This is a genomic window from Pantoea sp. BL1 (assembly GCF_000963985.1).
GTDB lineage: Bacteria > Pseudomonadota > Gammaproteobacteria > Enterobacterales > Enterobacteriaceae > Pantoea > Pantoea rwandensis_B.
The window spans coordinates 64,121-81,227 of sequence record NZ_JZRH01000021.1; the positions used below are offsets into that span (position 1 = coordinate 64,121).

General features: G+C 54.5%; 17 protein-coding genes. 5 read left to right on the forward strand and 12 right to left on the reverse strand.

What is annotated here, in order from left to right; all coding sequences use genetic code 11:
- Positions 1–89 precede the first annotated feature (89 nt).
- Positions 90–530, reverse strand: coding sequence for a YhbP family protein (locus tag VH86_RS11955; RefSeq protein ID WP_045833001.1), 441 nt, complete (start codon positions 528–530; stop codon positions 90–92).
- 82 nt (positions 531–612) lie between these two features.
- On the opposite strand from VH86_RS11955, the gene VH86_RS11960 reads away from it, so the two are divergent.
- Positions 613–900, forward strand: coding sequence for a GIY-YIG nuclease family protein (locus VH86_RS11960; protein ID WP_038649386.1), 288 nt, complete (start codon positions 613–615; stop codon positions 898–900).
- Here VH86_RS11960 and VH86_RS11965 read toward each other — a convergent pair.
- Positions 884–1,390, reverse strand: coding sequence for a GNAT family N-acetyltransferase (locus VH86_RS11965; protein ID WP_045815895.1), 507 nt, complete (start codon positions 1,388–1,390; stop codon positions 884–886). The two genes, VH86_RS11960 and VH86_RS11965, sit on opposite strands and share 17 nt — an antisense overlap.
- The gene (locus VH86_RS11970) at positions 1,384–1,908 is read right to left on the reverse strand and encodes an SCP2 domain-containing protein (protein ID WP_038650280.1); all 525 of its coding nucleotides are present in this window, start codon (positions 1,906–1,908) and stop codon (positions 1,384–1,386) included. Before VH86_RS11970 ends, VH86_RS11965 begins: the two co-directional genes overlap by 7 nt.
- A gap of 204 nt (positions 1,909–2,112) precedes the next feature.
- On the opposite strand from VH86_RS11970, the gene VH86_RS11975 reads away from it, so the two are divergent.
- The 3 genes from VH86_RS11975 to VH86_RS11985 all read left to right on the forward strand — a co-directional run bounded on the left by VH86_RS11975 (position 2,113) and on the right by VH86_RS11985 (position 5,128).
- On the forward strand, positions 2,113–3,108 hold the full coding sequence (locus VH86_RS11975) for a peptidase U32 family protein (protein WP_038649392.1): 996 nt from the start codon (positions 2,113–2,115) through the stop codon (positions 3,106–3,108).
- Positions 3,109–3,117: 9 nt separating this feature from the next.
- Positions 3,118–4,002: a U32 family peptidase gene (locus VH86_RS11980; RefSeq protein WP_045833002.1), complete on the forward strand. Its 885-nt coding sequence runs from the start codon at positions 3,118–3,120 to the stop codon at positions 4,000–4,002.
- Between the two features lie 115 nt (positions 4,003–4,117).
- Positions 4,118–5,128, forward strand: a complete 1,011-nt coding sequence (locus VH86_RS11985; RefSeq protein ID WP_038649397.1) for a luciferase-like monooxygenase — start codon at positions 4,118–4,120, stop codon at positions 5,126–5,128.
- A gap of 3 nt (positions 5,129–5,131) precedes the next feature.
- Here VH86_RS11985 and VH86_RS11990 read toward each other — a convergent pair whose 3' ends face one another.
- Complete coding sequence (locus VH86_RS11990; RefSeq protein ID WP_038649400.1) at positions 5,132–6,049, reverse strand: AraC family transcriptional regulator; 918 nt, start codon at positions 6,047–6,049, stop codon at positions 5,132–5,134.
- 183 nt (positions 6,050–6,232) lie between these two features.
- Here VH86_RS11990 and VH86_RS11995 point away from each other — a divergent pair, with 183 nt between their 5' ends.
- A complete protein-coding gene (locus VH86_RS11995) occupies positions 6,233–6,979 on the forward strand; it encodes an SDR family NAD(P)-dependent oxidoreductase (protein ID WP_045815893.1) in 747 nt (248 codons plus the stop codon).
- Between the two features lie 67 nt (positions 6,980–7,046).
- On the opposite strand, the gene VH86_RS12000 is transcribed toward VH86_RS11995, so the two are convergent.
- The 8 genes from VH86_RS12000 to infB form a co-directional block, all read right to left on the reverse strand.
- Positions 7,047–8,951, reverse strand: coding sequence for a DEAD/DEAH family ATP-dependent RNA helicase (locus VH86_RS12000; protein WP_038649405.1), 1,905 nt, complete (start codon positions 8,949–8,951; stop codon positions 7,047–7,049).
- 16 nt (positions 8,952–8,967) lie between these two features.
- Positions 8,968–9,024 carry a protein YrbN gene (gene yrbN, locus VH86_RS26350; RefSeq protein ID WP_100229640.1) on the reverse strand — a complete coding sequence of 19 codons (57 nt, stop codon included), beginning with the start codon at positions 9,022–9,024 and terminating at the stop codon, positions 8,968–8,970.
- A gap of 103 nt (positions 9,025–9,127) precedes the next feature.
- Positions 9,128–10,012 (reverse strand): lipoprotein NlpI, encoded by an 885-nt coding sequence (nlpI, locus tag VH86_RS12005; protein WP_045833003.1) that lies wholly within the window; start codon positions 10,010–10,012, stop codon positions 9,128–9,130.
- 129 nt (positions 10,013–10,141) lie between these two features.
- Positions 10,142–12,277, reverse strand: a complete 2,136-nt coding sequence (gene pnp, locus VH86_RS12010) for a polyribonucleotide nucleotidyltransferase (protein ID WP_045833004.1) — start codon at positions 12,275–12,277, stop codon at positions 10,142–10,144.
- Between the two features lie 311 nt (positions 12,278–12,588).
- Positions 12,589–12,858, reverse strand: coding sequence for a 30S ribosomal protein S15 (gene rpsO / locus VH86_RS12015; RefSeq protein ID WP_034826514.1), 270 nt, complete (start codon positions 12,856–12,858; stop codon positions 12,589–12,591).
- 134 nt (positions 12,859–12,992) lie between these two features.
- Positions 12,993–13,937, reverse strand: coding sequence for a tRNA pseudouridine(55) synthase TruB (truB, locus tag VH86_RS12020; protein ID WP_045833005.1), 945 nt, complete (start codon positions 13,935–13,937; stop codon positions 12,993–12,995).
- On the reverse strand, positions 13,937–14,344 hold the full coding sequence (gene rbfA, locus VH86_RS12025; RefSeq protein ID WP_034826517.1) for a 30S ribosome-binding factor RbfA: 408 nt from the start codon (positions 14,342–14,344) through the stop codon (positions 13,937–13,939). Before rbfA ends, truB begins: the two co-directional genes overlap by 1 nt.
- Before the next feature lie 66 nt (positions 14,345–14,410).
- Positions 14,411–17,101 carry a translation initiation factor IF-2 gene (infB, locus tag VH86_RS12030; protein ID WP_045815889.1) on the reverse strand — a complete coding sequence of 897 codons (2,691 nt, stop codon included), beginning with the start codon at positions 17,099–17,101 and terminating at the stop codon, positions 14,411–14,413.
- Positions 17,102–17,107: the final 6 nt, after the last annotated feature.

A 17,107-nucleotide genomic window follows, 5' to 3' on the forward strand; every position in this document is an offset into this window, starting at 1 on the left:
CGGAGAGTGAGGCGGTTAATCCATAGTGTTATTCAGGTTATTGGAATCTGCTACGCAAAGTTAGCGTAAGTTTGATCAGGCGCGGAAATTTAACTTTCGCCGGTATTGTCTCGCTGCCAGACAATTTTTTTGCCGAAACCCAGCGCGTTGTCGGTCATCTTCACTTCATCCAGCGTGATTTCCCATAATGGTGCCTGAACCTTGCGGGCAATCGGAAAACGGTTCTGGTAAGCGTGACGTGCCTGGGCTTCACGCTCGCCATTTAGCCGCTGAATTCGGCCACTGTACTGCACACCTTTGATTAGCAACACGGTTTTCGGCTGGCCGTTAACCGTGCCCGCCACGCGCGGATGGGCTTGCATAAGGGTGCCGTGTCGCGTATCGGGTTCGGTCATCAACCAAAATGCCATACGCGTTTCATCGAAGACGTAAAAGCAGTTTGCACACCACAGATCGTCGCCATGACTGGCGCACAATGACAGGGCACGCTGTTTTTTGAGATAGCGAATAAGATGAGAATGGTCAGACACAATGCAACTCCATGCGGCACATAGCGAGGTTAACCTAAGCGCGCTACACTGCCCAACAGCCATCGAACAGGAAAAGTCATATATGCAACAGGGCTGGCAGCTTTACATGCTGCAAACCGCCGCCGGGATGATTTACACCGGCATTACCACCGATGTGCATCGTCGCCTGCAGCAACATCAGAGCGGAAAAGGTGCACGCGCATTGCGTGGCAAGGGTCCGCTGACGCTGGTGTTTAACTGTGATGCCGGCGATCGCGCGGCCGCTTCGCGCCTGGAATATCAGGTGAAGCAGCTCAGCCGCACGCAAAAGCTGCTGCTGGTTGCACAGCAGCCTGCATGCCTGAACGCATGGTTTAATCGAAACGATTAAAAGGTTCAGCGAATGCGATCAGCCCTTCTGCGCCCGTAAACGCATCATCCGCTAACTTGTACACCTGAAACGCCGCTTCACTGCCCAGCCAGCGACAGTGCAAGCCATGACGTGCCGCCGGTTCGAAGCCCAATGGGTTGTAGAATTCGGGATCGCCCAAGACCACCACCGCGCTGTAGCTGAACTCGTTCAGGGAATCGAGCCCTTCATACACCAGCTGTTTGGCAATGCCCTGCTTACGAACGGATTCATCTACCGCCAGCGGCGCCAGCGCCACCCAGTTGCGGTCTTCACCTTGCAAGGTCACCGGGCTAAAGGCGGCATAACCCAACACCTGCCCTTCATCGTCCGTGGCCACCACACCCAGCGTTAACAGACCATCTTCACGTAGCTGCTGCACCAGTTCAGCCTCGGCGGAGGTCGCAAAACTGCGCTTCAATAACGTGTCGATGCCCGCCGCATCTACACCAATTTCAGTACGAATTAACATGAGATCCCCGCGCGCGCCTCAGCGGCCTCCGCGTCCTGTTTCATTCCTGCCTCAACAAAGGCAGCCAGCTGCTGCAACCCCGTGCGCAAAGGCGTGGGCATGGCCTCCAGTTCAATGGCATCCATCAAATTCTTCACCTCCAAACCCAGCTCCGTGTCGCCCTCAATCACCAGACGGCGTTGGAAGAACAACATATCGGGGTCTGCTTTGCGTGCTGCCACCAGCAACAAGTCGTTGGCTTCACCGCGGAACCAGACATCTGCCTCGGCGTCGCGTGAAACGGTCAGGCGTCCATTCTGCAAGGTGGTGATCCAGCGCAGATTCACATCTGCAATCTCAATCCCCAGAAAGCGCCCTTCCAGAAAGTCTAACTCACCTTCAGACAAAGCATGACGAAATTGCCAGTTTAAGAGTTGTTGCAAAACCACTTTTTTTACAGGGAATGGGGTGAGTGAAACAGGTAAGGTAAGGAATTCTGGGCCTTTTTTCACCATCAGGCCGCGTAAGCGCGAAAACATCATCAACAATCCCTTCAGAAAATTTTACCTATATTGCCACATCCAGTCGCCCTCGCCTCCACTGAGATCAAGGAAATCGCAGAACAATTGATTAAATAACCTTCACTCTGCATGCTGAGTGACGCTTTCACTGCCTTAAATCAACATTCACGCCTGTCGCCTTCCCTACACTTTAACGCTTCGGAATTCGGGGGGAGGAAATGTATGGAACTGCTGTGTCCAGCGGGGAATTTACCTGCGCTGAAATCGGCGGTGGAGCATGGCGCCGATGCAGTGTATGTCGGTTTGAAAGATGACACCAATGCCCGCCACTTTGCTGGCCTTAATTTTACTGACAAGAAGCTGGCAGAAGCGGCGCGCTTCCTGCATCAGCACCGCCGCAAGCTGCACGTGGCCATCAATACCTTTGCCCATCCTGATGGGATGAATCGCTGGCAAACGGCCATTGATGTGGCGGCGCAGAACGGCGCAGATGCCTTGATTCTCGCCGATATCGCCACGCTGGAGTATGCCGCGCAGCGTTATCCGCAGGTGGAACGCCATCTTTCCGTGCAAGCTTCGGCCACAAACTTGCAGGCCATCCACTTTTACCATCGCCATTTCGATCTCAGCCGCGTGGTGTTGCCGCGCGTACTGTCGATGCATCAGGTGAAACAGCTGGCGCGTGAAACACCGGTGCCGCTGGAAGTGTTTGCCTTTGGCAGCCTGTGCATTATGGCGGAAGGCCGTTGCTATCTCTCCTCCTGGCTGACGGGGGAATCACCCAACAGTGCGGGTGCCTGCTCGCCGGCAAAATTCGTGCGCTGGCAGCAAACGCCGCAGGGAATGGAATCACGCCTGAATGAAGTGCTGATTGATCGTTACAGCGCCGATGAGAGCGCCGGTTACCCCACTCTGTGTAAAGGGCGCTATGAAGTGGATGATCAGCGCTATCACGTGCTGGAAGAACCCACCAGCCTGAACACCTTATCGCTGTTGCCAGAGTTGTTACGCGCCAATATCGCTTCGGTAAAAATTGAAGGCCGCCAGCGCAGTCCGGCTTATGTGGCGCAAGTAGCAAAAGTGTGGCGCCAGGCGATTGATCGCTGCATGGCCTCGCCCGAGCAATTCGCGGTGCAGGAACCCTGGATGCGCGCGCTGGGCGAACTTTCTGAAGGTAGCCAGACCACGCTCGGTGCCTATCACCGCAGCTGGCAGTGAGGAGACGCTATGAAATATGCCATCGGGCCGGTGCTGTGGTACTGGCCAACGGAGACGCTGGAACACTTTTATCAGCAGGCAGCCGACAGCTCTGCTGACATCATCTACCTCGGCGAAGCGGTATGCAGTAAACGTCGTGCGACCCCATTCCAGCAATGGATGGAATTAGGCCGTCATCTGGCACAACACGGCAAACAGGTGGTGCTCAGCACGCTGGCGCTGTTGCAGTCACCTTCGGAAGTCAAAGAGCTGCGGCGCTATGTGGAGAATGGTGAATTTTTGCTGGAAGCCAACGACATCGGCACCGTTAACATGGCAGCCGAGCGTAAGCTGCCGTTTGTCGCCGGGCCGACGCTTAACGTCTACAACGCACAAACACTGCAGCTGCTGCTGAAAGAAGGTATGACGCGCTGGTGTTTGCCGGTCGAGATGTCGCGCGACTGGCTGATTCAGCTATTGCAGCAGTGCAATGCCGCAGGCCTGCGCGACAAGTTTGAAGTGGAAGTGATCGGTTATGGCCATCTGCCACTGGCGCTGTCAGCACGCTGCTTTACCGCCCGTTCCGAAAATCGCGCCAAAGATGACTGCCAGACTTGCTGTATTAACTATCCTACCGGCCGCCGTGTGCTGTCGCAGGAGGGCCAGCAGGTGTTTGTGTTGAATGGCATCCAGACCATGAGCGGCTACTGCTACAACCTCGGTAACGATTTGGCCGGTATGCATAACTGGATCGACATCGTGCGCCTCTCGCCGCAGGATGAAACTACGCTGGCAGAGGTCGATCGCTTCCGCGCGAACGAAGCCGGCGAAGCGCCGCTGATGATGGCGCGCGGCAGTGACTGCAATGGTTACTGGCGTCGTTTGGCCGGTATGGCGCTTGAAGGCGGACGCTAAAGGCACATTCCGGCTATATTCCTGCTGTTAATAGCAGTTTTAATATGGGTAATGATGCGTAATACTGACTGGCGCAGGTCTGATAACACCTGCGCCATCCTTATCTGGAGTGCCCATGTCTGAGAAAAAAACAGTTCGCCTGTCCGTACTGGATCTTGCACCTATCCCGCAAGGTTCTGCTGCGCGCGAAGCTTTCCACAATTCGCTGGCGCTGGCGCGTCAATCTGAAGCCCTTGGTTTCCATCGTTACTGGCTCGCTGAGCACCACAACATGACCGGTATCGCCAGTGCGGCCACCTCCGTGTTGATTGGCTATCTGGCCGCGAATACCGAAACTCTGCGCCTCGGTTCTGGCGGTATTATGCTGCCCAACCACGCACCGCTGGTGATCGCTGAACAGTTTGGTACGCTCGAATCGTTATACCCTGGCCGTATTGATTTAGGGCTGGGCCGTGCACCGGGTTCTGACCAGCGCACCATGCTCGCGCTGCGCCGCCATCTCTCCAGCGCCCAGGCGGATAGCTTCCCGGAAGATGTGGCAGAACTGATTCGTTGGTTTGATGCCGAAGAGGGTGAACATCCGCCAGTGCAGCCAGTGCCGGGTTTAGGCTTGAAAATTCCTGTCTGGCTGTTGGGTTCCAGCCTTTACAGCGCACAGCTGGCCGCGCAGCTCGGCCTGCCGTTCGCCTTTGCTTCCCACTTTGCACCGGACCTGTTGTTCCAGGCACTGCATCTCTATCGTGAGAAATTCAAGCCTTCAGCGCGTCTGGCCAAACCGTATGCCATGGTGTGCGTCAACGTGGTCGCGGCGGATAGCGAGCGCGATGCGCGCTTCCTGTTTACCTCGATGCAGCAGCAATTTATTAATCTGCGCCGTGGCAAACCCGGCCCGCTGCCTGCACCGGTCGAGAACATGGACAACCTCTGGTCGCCATCAGAGCAGTACGGTGTACAGCAGGCGTTGAGCATGTCGATTGTCGGTGACAGCGATAAAGTGCGTCAGGGACTGGCTGCGCTGATGCGTGAAACGCAGGCCGATGAAATCATGGTTAATGGCCAGATTTTCGATCCGCAAGCCCGCCTGCGCTCGTTCGCGCTGGCCATGGAAGCCGCTCGTTCACTGTAAAGCTTACTGCGGTGGGGACAGGCCTTCTGGCCCCACTGCGACCATGCGCACATCCCGCGCTGGCGATTGCCCGTAAAAGCGGCTGTATTCGCGGCTAAACTGTGAAGCACTCTGATACCCCACGCGATACCCTGCGGTTCCCGCATCCAACTTATCAATCAGCATCAGACGCCGCGCTTCGTTAAGACGCAGCTGCTTTTGATACTGCATTGGTGTCATGGCTGTGACCGATTTGAAGTGATGGTGCAGCGATGAAATACTCATGCCCACGCTGCTGGCCAGCTGATCCATCTTAAGCGGCTGATGAAAGTTTTCGCGTAGCCAGCGTGCCGCGCGCGCCACTTTGTTGCCCGGCCGTTCCGTCAACGCCATGTTGAGGATGCGCGGCCCTTCCGGACCGGTGAGGAGTCGATAGAAAATTTCCTGTTCAATTAACGGTGCCAGCGCCGGAATATCCTGGGGCTGATCCAGCAACTCAATCAGGCGGATCACGGCATCGACCAGTGGCGGCGCCACTTTATGTACCGTAATCCCACGTTCATTGGTTACCGTTGCGCCAATCTGCTGTAGCGGGAAATGTTCGAGGTAGTGCATCAGGCGCGTTTCGTTGATGGTGATCCCGACGCCCAGATTCGGTTTTTCCGCCGTAGCCTGCACCACGCAGGATTGCACCGGCATATCCAGCGTCACTAACAGCAGATCGCCCGGTCCGTAATGCATCACGTCTTCACCCATGCGCAATGCTTTTTGCCCTTGCGCCACCAGTGCAAAACTGGCCCAGGTGGCAATGTGCGACAGGCTCGTGGGTTTGGAGCTTCGGCCAAAAGAGAGAAAATCGATGGGGCTGAAGTGGCGGCCATCTTCGGGGGTATGGCGAGCGATCATCGCCACCAACTGCTGCCACTGTTCCTGATGAATCATGCGTTGCGCACTCCGTGATGAGTGATCACTGTCCCCGCATTCTCGCCTTTCGCTCGCGTTACGCCTAGTCCCTGCACAGCACATTTGCAGGATTGTGCAAAAAGCTTGCAGGATTGCGCTACCGCAAAATTGTAGGGACAGCGCATGCTTACCCTTCCCCGAATTCTCAGGTGGAGAAACACAATGAAAGCACTTGAAGGCAAAATCGCGCTGGTGACGGGCGCCTCGAAAGGCATTGGCGCCGCCATTGCTATGACTTTCGCGGCGGCCGGCGCTCGCGTCATTGTTAATTACCGCCAGGATGAAGCGGGTGCGGCAGATGTGGTCACGGACATCTGCGAGCTAGGCAGCGATGCCATTGCGGTACAAGCAGATATCTCCCGCGAGGCCGATGTGCAGCGTTTATTCGCGCGCAGCATCGAGCAGTTTGGCGCACCGGATATCGTGGTCAACAATGCCGGTATTTTCCATCACGGCGATTTCGCCGAACTCAGCCTCAGTGAAATGCAGCAGCAGCTCAATGTAAATGTATTGGGCACGTTACTGGTCTGCCAGCATGCGGCGAAACATTTCCCGGCTCGCGGGGGCACCATCATTAACCTGAGCGCCCTTAACAGCCAACGCAGCACGCCCGGCTCGGTGTTATGGGCAGCGACCAAAGGGGCGATTGATACCTTAACCCAGGGCCTGGCGCGTGAGCTCGGGCCGCGTAATATCCGCGTCAATGCGCTAGCACCGGGAATCATCCTGACCGAAGGTTTACTGGCTGCCAAGAAGATGAATCCGGATGTCAAAGCGAAACTGATCGCTGCTACGCCGTTGGGACGATTTGGTCTGCCGGAAGATGTGGCGCAGGTTGCCCTGTTTCTGGCTTCAGAAGAGTCAGCCTACGTCAGTGGAGAGCGGGTGTTGATTGCCGGCGGCGTGTAACGTTTAATTTACGAACATAAAAAAAGGGACGCCGAGGCGTCCCTTTTTATTTTTAAGCGTTTGTCGCTTAAGCGTCACGACGACGTGGTGCAGAAGCACCTTCTGGACGTGGGCCACGACCGCCTTCACGGCTGAAGCGTCCGCCTTCACGGCCTGAGTCACGACCACCTTCACGACGCTCAGAGAAGCGACGCGGTGCGCCTTCGCCACGCGGTGCGCCATTACCACGACGCTCACCATCACGACCGCCTGGACGACGTTCACTACGTTCGAACGCAGGAGCATCACCCATCAACTGCATGTTCATCGGCTTGTTCAGAATGCGCGTGCGAGTGAAGTGTTGCAGAACTTCGCCCGGCATACCTTTTGGCAGCTCGATAGTTGAGTGGGTACCAAACAGCTTGATGTTACCGATGTAACGGCTGCTGATGTCACCTTCGTTAGCGATCGCGCCCACGATATGACGAACTTCAACACCATCATCACGGCCCACTTCAATGCGGTACAGCTGCATTTCGCCAACGTCACGACGTTCACGACGTGGAGCGCCATCACGGTCACCGCGATCGCCACGGCTTTCGCGTGGACCACGTGAGTCGCGAGAATCACGACGATCATCACGGTCGCGGAACTCACGACGTGGTGGACGTGGTGCTTCTGGTGGCAGAATCAGTGGACGTTCGCCCTGTGCCATTTTCAGCAGTGCTGCGGCCAGTGTTTCGAGATCCAGATCTTCGCCCGGCTGCATTTTGCTCAGCAGTGCACGGTACATATCCAGATCGCTGCTTTCCAGCTGCAGCTGTACTTTGGCGGCGAATTTAGCCAGACGGCGCTCGCTCAGCAGTTCTGCATTTGGCAGTTCAACTTCTGGAATAGTCAGCTTCATGGTGCGTTCGATGTTACGCAGCAGACGACGCTCGCGGTTCTCAACGAACAGCAGCGCACGGCCCGCACGACCTGCACGACCAGTACGGCCGATACGGTGAACGTAAGACTCAGCATCCATTGGGATGTCATAGTTAACAACCAGGCTGATACGCTCAACGTCCAGACCACGTGCTGCAACGTCGGTTGCAATCAGGATATCCAGACGACCATCTTTCAGGCGCTCCAGTGTCTGCTCACGCAGAGCCTGGTTCATGTCACCGTTCAGTGCTGCGCTGTTATAGCCGCTGCGCTCCAGCGCTTCAGCCACTTCCAGCGTGGCGTTTTTGGTACGCACGAAGATGATGGCAGCATCAAAGTCTTCCGCTTCCAGGAAACGCACCAGCGCGTCAGTTTTACGGCCGTAAGCGGTCCAGTAAGACTGAGAAATGTCAGGACGCGTGGTCAGGCTTGACTGAATGCGTACTTCCTGTGGATCTTTCATGAAGCGTTTGGTGATACGACGAATCGCTTCTGGCATGGTTGCTGAGAACAGTGCGGTCTGGTGACCGTCTGGGATCTGCGCCATGATGGTTTCAACATCTTCGATGAAGCCCATACGCAGCATTTCATCAGCTTCGTCCAGCACCAGACCGCGCAGGTTAGACAGATCTAACGTGCCGCGTTTCAGGTGGTCCAGCAGACGACCAGGCGTACCTACGACAACCTGTGGCCCCTGGCGCAGTGCGCGCAGCTGAACGTCATAACGCTGGCCGCCGTACAGGGCAACCACGTTCACGCCACGCATGTGTTTAGAGAATTCCGTCATGGCTTCAGCAACCTGAACAGCCAGTTCGCGGGTTGGAGCCAGCACCAGAATCTGTGGTGCGCGGACAGTTGGATCAATGTTGTTCAGTAACGGCAGGGAGAATGCCGCTGTTTTACCACTCCCGGTCTGCGCCATACCCAGCACATCACGGCCCGCCAGCAGGTGAGGAATACACTCAGCCTGGATTGGGGATGGCTTTTCGTAGCCCATGCCGTTCAGTGATTCGAGGATGTCAGCGTTCAGGCCAAGGTCAGAAAAAGTGGTTTGAATATCAGTCATGTAGTACACGTGCCTCTTAGATTGCGGCGGCCAGTCTACATAACTCGTCGTGAAAATTTTCAGTCATTTTCATCAAAAAGTGTGAACCGGCTCAAATTAGAAGTTTTGACGAACAGAAAAGCCCTCACCTTGAAGATGATGACTTTACAAGTATTCAGGCAATAAAAGTTCGTCAGCTATTGCTGGTCAGATTCTGATAAATCGTCTTGTGTCTGGCCGAGTTGCGCCAGTTCCAACAATGCGTATCGGTGCTCAACAAAGTTGTTAACATTGTTAGCGACCGCCAGTTTAAACAACGCTTTCGCGTCGTCCTTCTCCCCCAGACTTAGGTAGTACTTACCTAAATAGAAGTTGGTTTCACTGAGATGTTCAGCGAGCGAGGTGTTATCCGTTGCGTCCGCCTTGAGACGTTCCATCAGCGTTTTTTCACTGATGTCGCCAAGGTAGAACTCGACAATATTCCATCCCCATTGATCCCGGACCGCTTTGTCATGTCGCTGTCTCAGCGTGACTTTGGCCTTGTCGGCGTCAATATCGCTTTCAACGAGATAGAGCCAAAGGCTGCGGAAAGGATCGTTAGGATCGTCTTGATAAAACGCCAGCAGATCATCTTGCGCTAACTTGTATCGACCGCCGTAATAGAGGGCGATACCACGGTTTAAATGCGCATAGTTGTAAGTTGGATCAAGCTCAAGTACAGAATCAAACGCTTCATAGGCAGCATCAAAATTGCCTGCCTGCGTTAAATATATACCGAGGTAGTTAAACACCTCAGGCATATCCGGTCTTATAGACAGCGCTTGCGAGAAATCGTTCCGCGCTAATGCCCTCAGACCCAAACTATCATACAACACTCCGCGCTCATATAATAGCTGTGCGCGTTCATCATCGGTCAGGGCACGACTGGCAAGAATTTGTTCCATTCGCGCCAGGATCACCTCTTGCTGCAGTGTGGGCTGCAAAGGTACTGCCAGAACTTCGTTCTTACGCCAATTGGAGTTGCTGCATCCTGCCAGCGTGATAGCTGTCGCAACAAAACACCAGCGCAAAAAAGGCTTCATTTCCCACTCCCGAATACAAACATTGGGATAACCATCCTGTCATCCGCCTGCTGTGCACAAGGATTCCCGCCCTCGCGATGATCCAAACACTTCTCCCCGCAGAGCAGGGAGAAGCCAATCAGTAAACGCTTACTCGGCGTCAGGTGCATTCGTCGCAGCGGTAGCTTCTTCCGCTGGTTTCTGCTCTGTCGCTTCTTTGATGCTCAGGCGTACGCGGCCCTGACGGTCCACTTCCATCACTTTGACTGGAACTTCCTGACCCATCTGCAGGTAATCGGTCACTTTCTCAACACGTTTGTCAGCGATCTGAGAGATGTGTACCAAACCTTCTTTACCGCCGCCGATGGCCACGAAGGCACCGAAATCAACGATACGCGTCACTTTACCAGCGTAGATACGACCCACTTCGATTTCAGCGGTGATCTCTTCGATACGACGAATCGCTTCTTTCGCTTTGTTGCCGTCGGTTGCTGCGATTTTCACCGTGCCATCATCTTCGATTTCGATGGTGGTGCCGGTTTCTTCGGTCAGCGCACGGATAACAGAACCGCCTTTACCGATGACATCTTTGATCTTGTCTGAATTGATCTTGATGGTGTAAATGCGCGGTGCGAACTCAGAGATTTCCTGACGCGGTGTGCTGATTGCCTGCTCCATCACGCTCAGGATGTGCAGACGCGCACCTTTAGCCTGGTTCAGAGCAACCTGCATGATTTCGCGGGTGATACCTTCAATTTTGATATCCATCTGCAGTGCAGTGATACCGTCGCGGCTACCCGCCACTTTGAAGTCCATATCACCGAGGTGGTCTTCGTCACCCAGGATATCAGACAGAACCACGAAGTTTTCGTCTTCTTTAACCAGACCCATAGCAATACCAGCAACGGCAGCTTTGATCGGTACACCTGCGTCCATCAGTGCCAGAGAAGCACCACACACGGAAGCCATAGAAGAAGAACCGTTAGATTCAGTGATTTCTGACACTACACGTACGGTGTACGGGAAGGCTTCTTGCTTAGGCATTACTGCCAGCACGCCACGCTTCGCCAGACGGCCGTGACCAATTTCACGACGCTTCGGTGAGCCAACCATACCGGTTTCGCCCACAGAGTACGGAGGGAAGTTGTAGTGGAACAGGAAGCTGTCAGTACGCTCGCCCATCAGCTCGTCCAGATTCTGTGCATCACGGGCAGTACCCAGAGTTGCAGTCACCAGAGCCTGAGTTTCACCACGGGTGAACAGAGAAGAACCGTGAGTACGCGGCAGTACGCCAGTGCGCACGTCCAGACCACGAATCATATCTTTTTCGCGGCCATCGATACGTGGCTCACCACGGATGATACGGCTACGCACGACGCTCTTCTCGAGATCGTGAACGATGTCAGCGATTTCGCCAGCATCCAGCGTTTCGTCTTCAGCCTGCAACGCAGCGATAGTCGCGTCTTTAACTGCGCCAACTTGAGTGTAACGTTCTTGCTTATCAGTGATGCGGTAAGCATCAGCGATGCCGGCTTCTGCCAGCGCAGCAACACGTGCAATCAGTGCATCGTTAGCTGGCTCTGGCTGCCAGTCCCAACGTGGTTTGCCCGCTTCAGCAACCAGTGCGTTGATGTTTTCGATAACAACCTGCTGCTGATCGTGGCCGAACACCACCGCACCAAGCATCTGATCTTCAGTCAGGATGTCAGCTTCTGATTCAACCATCAGAACCGCGTTCTGCGTACCTGCCACAACCAGATCCAGACGAGATTGTTTGATCTCATCAGCAGTTGGGTTCAGAACGTACTGGTCGTTGATGTAACCCACGCGCGCTGCACCGATTGGGCCATTGAATGGCAGACCAGACAACGCCAATGCAGCAGAAGCACCGATCATCGCAACGATATCCGGGTTAACCTGTGGGTTGACAGAAACAACGGTCGCAATAACCTGCACTTCGTTGATGAAACCTTCCGGGAACAGTGGACGCACTGGACGGTCAATCAGACGAGAAATCAGGGTTTCGCCTTCGCTTGGACGGCCTTCACGACGGAAGAAGCTACCCGGGATACGACCAGCAGCGTAAGTACGCTCCTGATAGTTAACCGTCAGCGGGAAGAAATCCTGACCTGGTTTGGTTTTTTTCTGGCCAACAACAGTCACGAATACCGCGGTGTCATCCATGCTCGCCATAACTGCTGCAGTGGCCTGGCGCGCCATCATGCCGGTTTCCAGCGTGACGGTATGCTGACCATATTGGAATTTGCGTACGATCGGGTTCAGCAAAATTTAAGTCCTTAAATTCGAGGGGCTGAGCACTTTTGGGCTCGCCGGGGTTTACCGATCTTTAGTTGCATCCTCGCGACTAATGACAATCTTCAACCGCTCATGCGGTAAAGCCTCTCATTAGCCGCGCGAAACGCTGCAAGCAAAGATCACTCTCAGCAACAATACATGAGTTTGGTACGGAATGCTGCGGATTGCTCGAAAAAAGGGGCCATAAAGGCCCCCTTTTCGCGAAACTCGCACAAATCTGATCGTCAGATGCGCTTTTCTGCATAGTGCATGTGCTACATCGTTGATCAGATTCTTCAGACTTAGCGACGCAGACCCAGGGTTTCGATCAGGCTGGTGTAACGTGCAACGTCTTTACGCTTCAGGTAGTCCAGCAGCTTACGACGCTGAGATACCATGCGCAGCAGACCGCGACGGCTGTGGTGGTCTTTTTTGTGCTCAGAGAAGTGACCCTGCAGGTGGTTAATCTGAGCAGTCAGCAGAGCAACCTGAACTTCAGTTGAACCGCTGTCGTTAGCACCACGACCGAATTTAGCAACGATCTCTGCTTTAGCTTCTACGCTTAGAGACATAATGAACTCCGAAATAATAAATGAATGGTTGGGTGCCGATCTCTAATTCAGCAGCCCGCTTTAAAAGCCGCGCTATTCTACTCTTCGCCACATAGCAACGCAAATGCGCCGTTAGGTCTAAGTGAGCTTAATGATTAGGCGGGAAACTCAACCACCAGACGACGCGGCGCCACGCGCCCATCCTCGGCGATTTCAGCCATGCCGATAAATTTGTGCTCTTCACCTTCAGTGACACGCACTAACCCCTGTTCAGGCGCATTCGCCGCCTGCACTGGCATCCCCTGCTTGAAATAAGCGGCGACAGAGGGCAACAAATTCACGATGGGGAACGCTTCCGCTGGGCTATCCATCGGCAGCAGCAGCGCATCAAGTGCACTGTAGTCTGGCGTTTCTGCTGCGTTGGCTTCCGCCGCCATCGCCTGCAACTGCTCAAAGGTGATCATGCGCTCAATCGGATACTTCGCCACCTGCAAACGACGCAACATAATCACATGTGCGCCACAGCCGAGCTTCTCACCGAGGTCATCGATGATGGTACGAATATAGGTACCTTTGGAAACGTGAATTTCCAGCTCCAGCTCATCGCCTTCCCAGCGTATAAACTGCAGTTCATACACGGTAATCGGACGCGCTTCACGCGGTACGGTAATGCCTTCACGCGCGTACTCATACAACTTGCGGCCCTGATACTTCAGCGCAGAGAACATGGTGGGTACCTGTAAGGTGTCACCACGGAAGCTCTCCAGCGCCGCATCAAGCTGGGCTTGATTGAAGGTCACCTGGCGCGTTTCGACGATATTGCCATCAGCGTCTGAGGTATCCGTACGCTCGCCAAGGCGTGCAATAACGCGATAGCGTTTATCGGAATCGAGCAGGAACTGCGAGAACTTCGTCGCTTCACCGAGGCAGATCGGCAGCATGCCTGTCGCCAGCGGATCAAGCGCTCCGGTGTGGCCCGCTTTGTTCGCGTGAAACAGACGCTTCACTTTCTGCAGCACATCGTTTGAGGATGCGCCCTGATGCTTATCCAGCAAAAACACACCGTGGACGTCGCGACCGCGACGACGAGGACGACTCATTAGTCCTCCTTGTCATCTTCCGCCGGGCTTTCACCACGACGCTCAACGTCACTCTTGATCACGTTGCTAACCAGGTTTGACATCCGCATCCCTTCGATCAGCGAGTTGTCATAGAAGAAGGTCAGTTCAGGCACGATACGCAGACGCATCGCTTTACCGACCAGAATACGGATATAGCCCGAGGCTTCTTTCAGCGCCTTAAGGCCATTTTTTACCGCATCTTCATCCTGGTCATTCAAAAAGGTCACGAACACTTTGGCATACGCCAGGTCACGCGACACTTCCACGCCGGATACCGTTACCATCATGCCGAGGCGTGGATCTTTAATTTCACGTTGCAGGATAATTGCGATTTCTTTCTGCAGTTCCTGAGATACGCGCTGTGGGCGGCCAAATTCTTTTGCCATTTTTTCTTTCTCCCAAATAATTCGGGAGGCCAGAGGCCTCCCAAATTGCAACACATCAAGTGATGATCAATCGATGGTGCGTTTAATTTCAATCACTTCAAAGACTTCGATCATGTCACCAACGCGAACGTCGTTGTAGTTCTTCACGCCGATACCACACTCCATGCCGTTACGCACTTCGTTGACATCGTCTTTAAAGCGACGCAGAGATTCCAGCTCGCCTTCGTAAATCACCACGTTGTCGCGCAGTACGCGAATCGGGTTGTGACGTTTGATGTTGCCTTCGGTGACCATACAGCCAGCAATGGCGCCAAATTTCGGTGACTTGAACACGTCACGCACTTCGGCCAGACCGATGATCTGCTGTTTGAATTCCGGTGCCAGCATGCCGCTCATTGCCGCTTTAACTTCGTCAATCAGATTATAGATAACGGAGTAGTAGCGCAGGTCCACATTTTCAGCGTCAATCACGCGACGCGCAGAAGCGTCAGCACGGACGTTAAAGCCGAGGATGATGGCGTTGGAAGCCGCTGCCAGGGTCGCGTCGGTTTCGGTGATACCACCCACGCCCGAACCGATAATCTTCACCTTCACTTCGTCGGTGGAGAGTTTCAGCAGCGAGTCGGAGATCGCTTCCACTGAGCCCTGTACGTCGGACTTCAGCACGATATTCAGCTCGGACACTTCGCCTTCGGTCATGTTGGCGAACATGTTCTCCAACTTCGACTTCTGCTGACGTGCCAGCTTCACTTCGCGGAACTTGCCCTGACGATACAGTGCAACTTCACGTGCTTTCTTCTCATCACGTACAACGGTCGCTTCATCACCCGCTGCTGGCACACCAGACAGACCGAGGATTTCGACTGGAATCGATGGACCCGCTTCCAGCACTTCACGACCCAGTTCGTCACGCATCGCACGCACACGGCCATACTCGAAGCCGCACAGTACGATATCGCCTTTGTTCAGCGTACCTTCACGCACCAGCACGGTCGCAACCGGGCCACGACCTTTGTCGAGGAAGGATTCGATAACCACGCCGCTCGCCATACCTTCACGAATGGCGGTCAGTTCCAGTACTTCAGCCTGCAGCAGAATCGCATTCAGCAGGTCATCAATACCGGTACCCGCTTTCGCAGAGACGTTAACGAACATGTTTTCACCGCCCCACTCTTCCGGAATGATTCCGTACTGGGTCAGTTCATTCTTCACGCGATCCGGGTCTGCTTCTGGCTTATCAATCTTGTTCACCGCAACCACAACCGGCACTTTGGCCGCTTTGGCGTGCTGGATGGCTTCGATAGTTTGTGGCATCACGCCGTCATCGGCAGCAACCACCAGAATAACGATATCCGTTGCCTGCGCACCACGTGCACGCATCGCGGTAAACGCGGCGTGGCCCGGGGTATCCAGGAAGGTTACCATACCGTTGTCAGTTTCAACGTGGTAAGCACCGATATGCTGTGTAATACCGCCAGCCTCGCCTGAGGCGACTTTGGTTGAGCGGATATAGTCCAGCAGCGAGGTTTTACCATGGTCAACGTGACCCATGATAGTGACCACCGGAGCGCGTGACTCCTGCGCTGCATCGGTATCACGATCGTCCATCACCGCTTCTTCCAGTTCGTTCTCGCGGCGCAGGATCACTTTGTGACCCATTTCTTCCGCGACCAACTGGGCTGTTTCCTGGTCGATGACTTGGTTAATGGTCGCCATTGCGCCCATTTTCATCATCGCTTTGATAACCAGTGAGCCTTTCACCGCCATTTTGTTTGCCAGTTCGGCAACAGTAATGGTTTCGCCGATGATCACATCACGGTTAACAGCCTGAACGGGTTTGTTGAAGCCCTGCTGCAGTGCGCTTGGCTTACGGTTTTTACCACCTTTACCACCACGGAACTGCGCACGCGCTTCTTCGCGATCAGTTTTCGCTTCAGAATGCTTGTTGCCTTTTTTGGCTGGGCGCGCTGCTTTGGTGGTACGCGCACGTCCACGTCCGCCTTCAACTTCGCGGTCGTTTTCGTCTTCAGCCTGACGGGCATGAGTGGAAGTGGTGACATGGTAGTCGCCTTTGTCTTCTTCCTCTGGTTTTTCCCATTCAGCTGATTTCTCTTCAGCCAGGCGGCGGGCTTCTTCTGCCACACGGCGAGCGTCTTCTTCCAGCTTACGGCGTGCTTCTTCTTCCGCTTTGCGTTTCAGTTCAGCCGCTTCGGCTTCACGACGCGCCTTATCAGACTGCGCAGCCTTGGTTACTTCATCGGTAGGTTGATTAGTCACTTTCTCATTTTCCGCTGCTTCACGCTTGGCCTTTTCAGCGGCTTCGCGCTTGGCTTTATCTTCGGCTTCACGTTGCGCTTTTTGTTCAGCTTCGCGACGGGCTTGTTCTTCCGCCTCGCGACGCGCCTGCTCTTCCGCTTCACGCTGCGCCTCGGCTTCAGCTTCTGCCTGAGCTTGCTCAGACTCAGCATCACCTTTCACGTATGTGCGTTTTTTGCGGACTTCGATTTGCACCGACTTACTTTTACCCCCGGTGACGGGAATATTCAAGGTGCTGCGCGTTTTGCGCTGTAATGTCAGTTTACTTGAACCGGTCTGACCGTGCTCACGATTCAAATGGGACAGTAAGGTTTCTTTCTCTTGCTGGGACACCGCATCGTTTTCAGACTTGCGGATCCCTGCGTCAGCAAATTGCTGTACCAGGCGATCGACCGGAGTCTGAATTTCGGCGGCCAGCGATTTTACGGTTACATCTGTCATGCTGTT

Coding starts and splice junctions, on each gene's coding strand:
- VH86_RS11960 (WP_038649386.1), top strand. CDS start 613: ATGCAACAGGGCTGGCAGCTTTACATGCTGCAAACCGCCGCCGGGATG.
- VH86_RS11965 (WP_045815895.1), bottom strand. CDS start 1,390: ATGTTAATTCGTACTGAAATTGGTGTAGATGCGGCGGGCATCGACACG.
- VH86_RS11970 (WP_038650280.1), bottom strand. CDS start 1,908: ATGTTTTCGCGCTTACGCGGCCTGATGGTGAAAAAAGGCCCAGAATTC.
- VH86_RS11975 (WP_038649392.1), top strand. CDS start 2,113: ATGGAACTGCTGTGTCCAGCGGGGAATTTACCTGCGCTGAAATCGGCG.
- VH86_RS11980 (WP_045833002.1), top strand. CDS start 3,118: ATGAAATATGCCATCGGGCCGGTGCTGTGGTACTGGCCAACGGAGACG.
- VH86_RS11985 (WP_038649397.1), top strand. CDS start 4,118: ATGTCTGAGAAAAAAACAGTTCGCCTGTCCGTACTGGATCTTGCACCT.
- VH86_RS11990 (WP_038649400.1), bottom strand. CDS start 6,049: ATGATTCATCAGGAACAGTGGCAGCAGTTGGTGGCGATGATCGCTCGC.
- VH86_RS11995 (WP_045815893.1), top strand. CDS start 6,233: ATGAAAGCACTTGAAGGCAAAATCGCGCTGGTGACGGGCGCCTCGAAA.
- VH86_RS12000 (WP_038649405.1), bottom strand. CDS start 8,951: ATGACTGATATTCAAACCACTTTTTCTGACCTTGGCCTGAACGCTGAC.
- nlpI (WP_045833003.1), bottom strand. CDS start 10,012: ATGAAGCCTTTTTTGCGCTGGTGTTTTGTTGCGACAGCTATCACGCTG.
- rpsO (WP_034826514.1), bottom strand. CDS start 12,858: ATGTCTCTAAGCGTAGAAGCTAAAGCAGAGATCGTTGCTAAATTCGGT.
- truB (WP_045833005.1), bottom strand. CDS start 13,937: ATGAGTCGTCCTCGTCGTCGCGGTCGCGACGTCCACGGTGTGTTTTTG.
- rbfA (WP_034826517.1), bottom strand. CDS start 14,344: ATGGCAAAAGAATTTGGCCGCCCACAGCGCGTATCTCAGGAACTGCAG.
- infB (WP_045815889.1), bottom strand. CDS start 17,101: ATGACAGATGTAACCGTAAAATCGCTGGCCGCCGAAATTCAGACTCCG.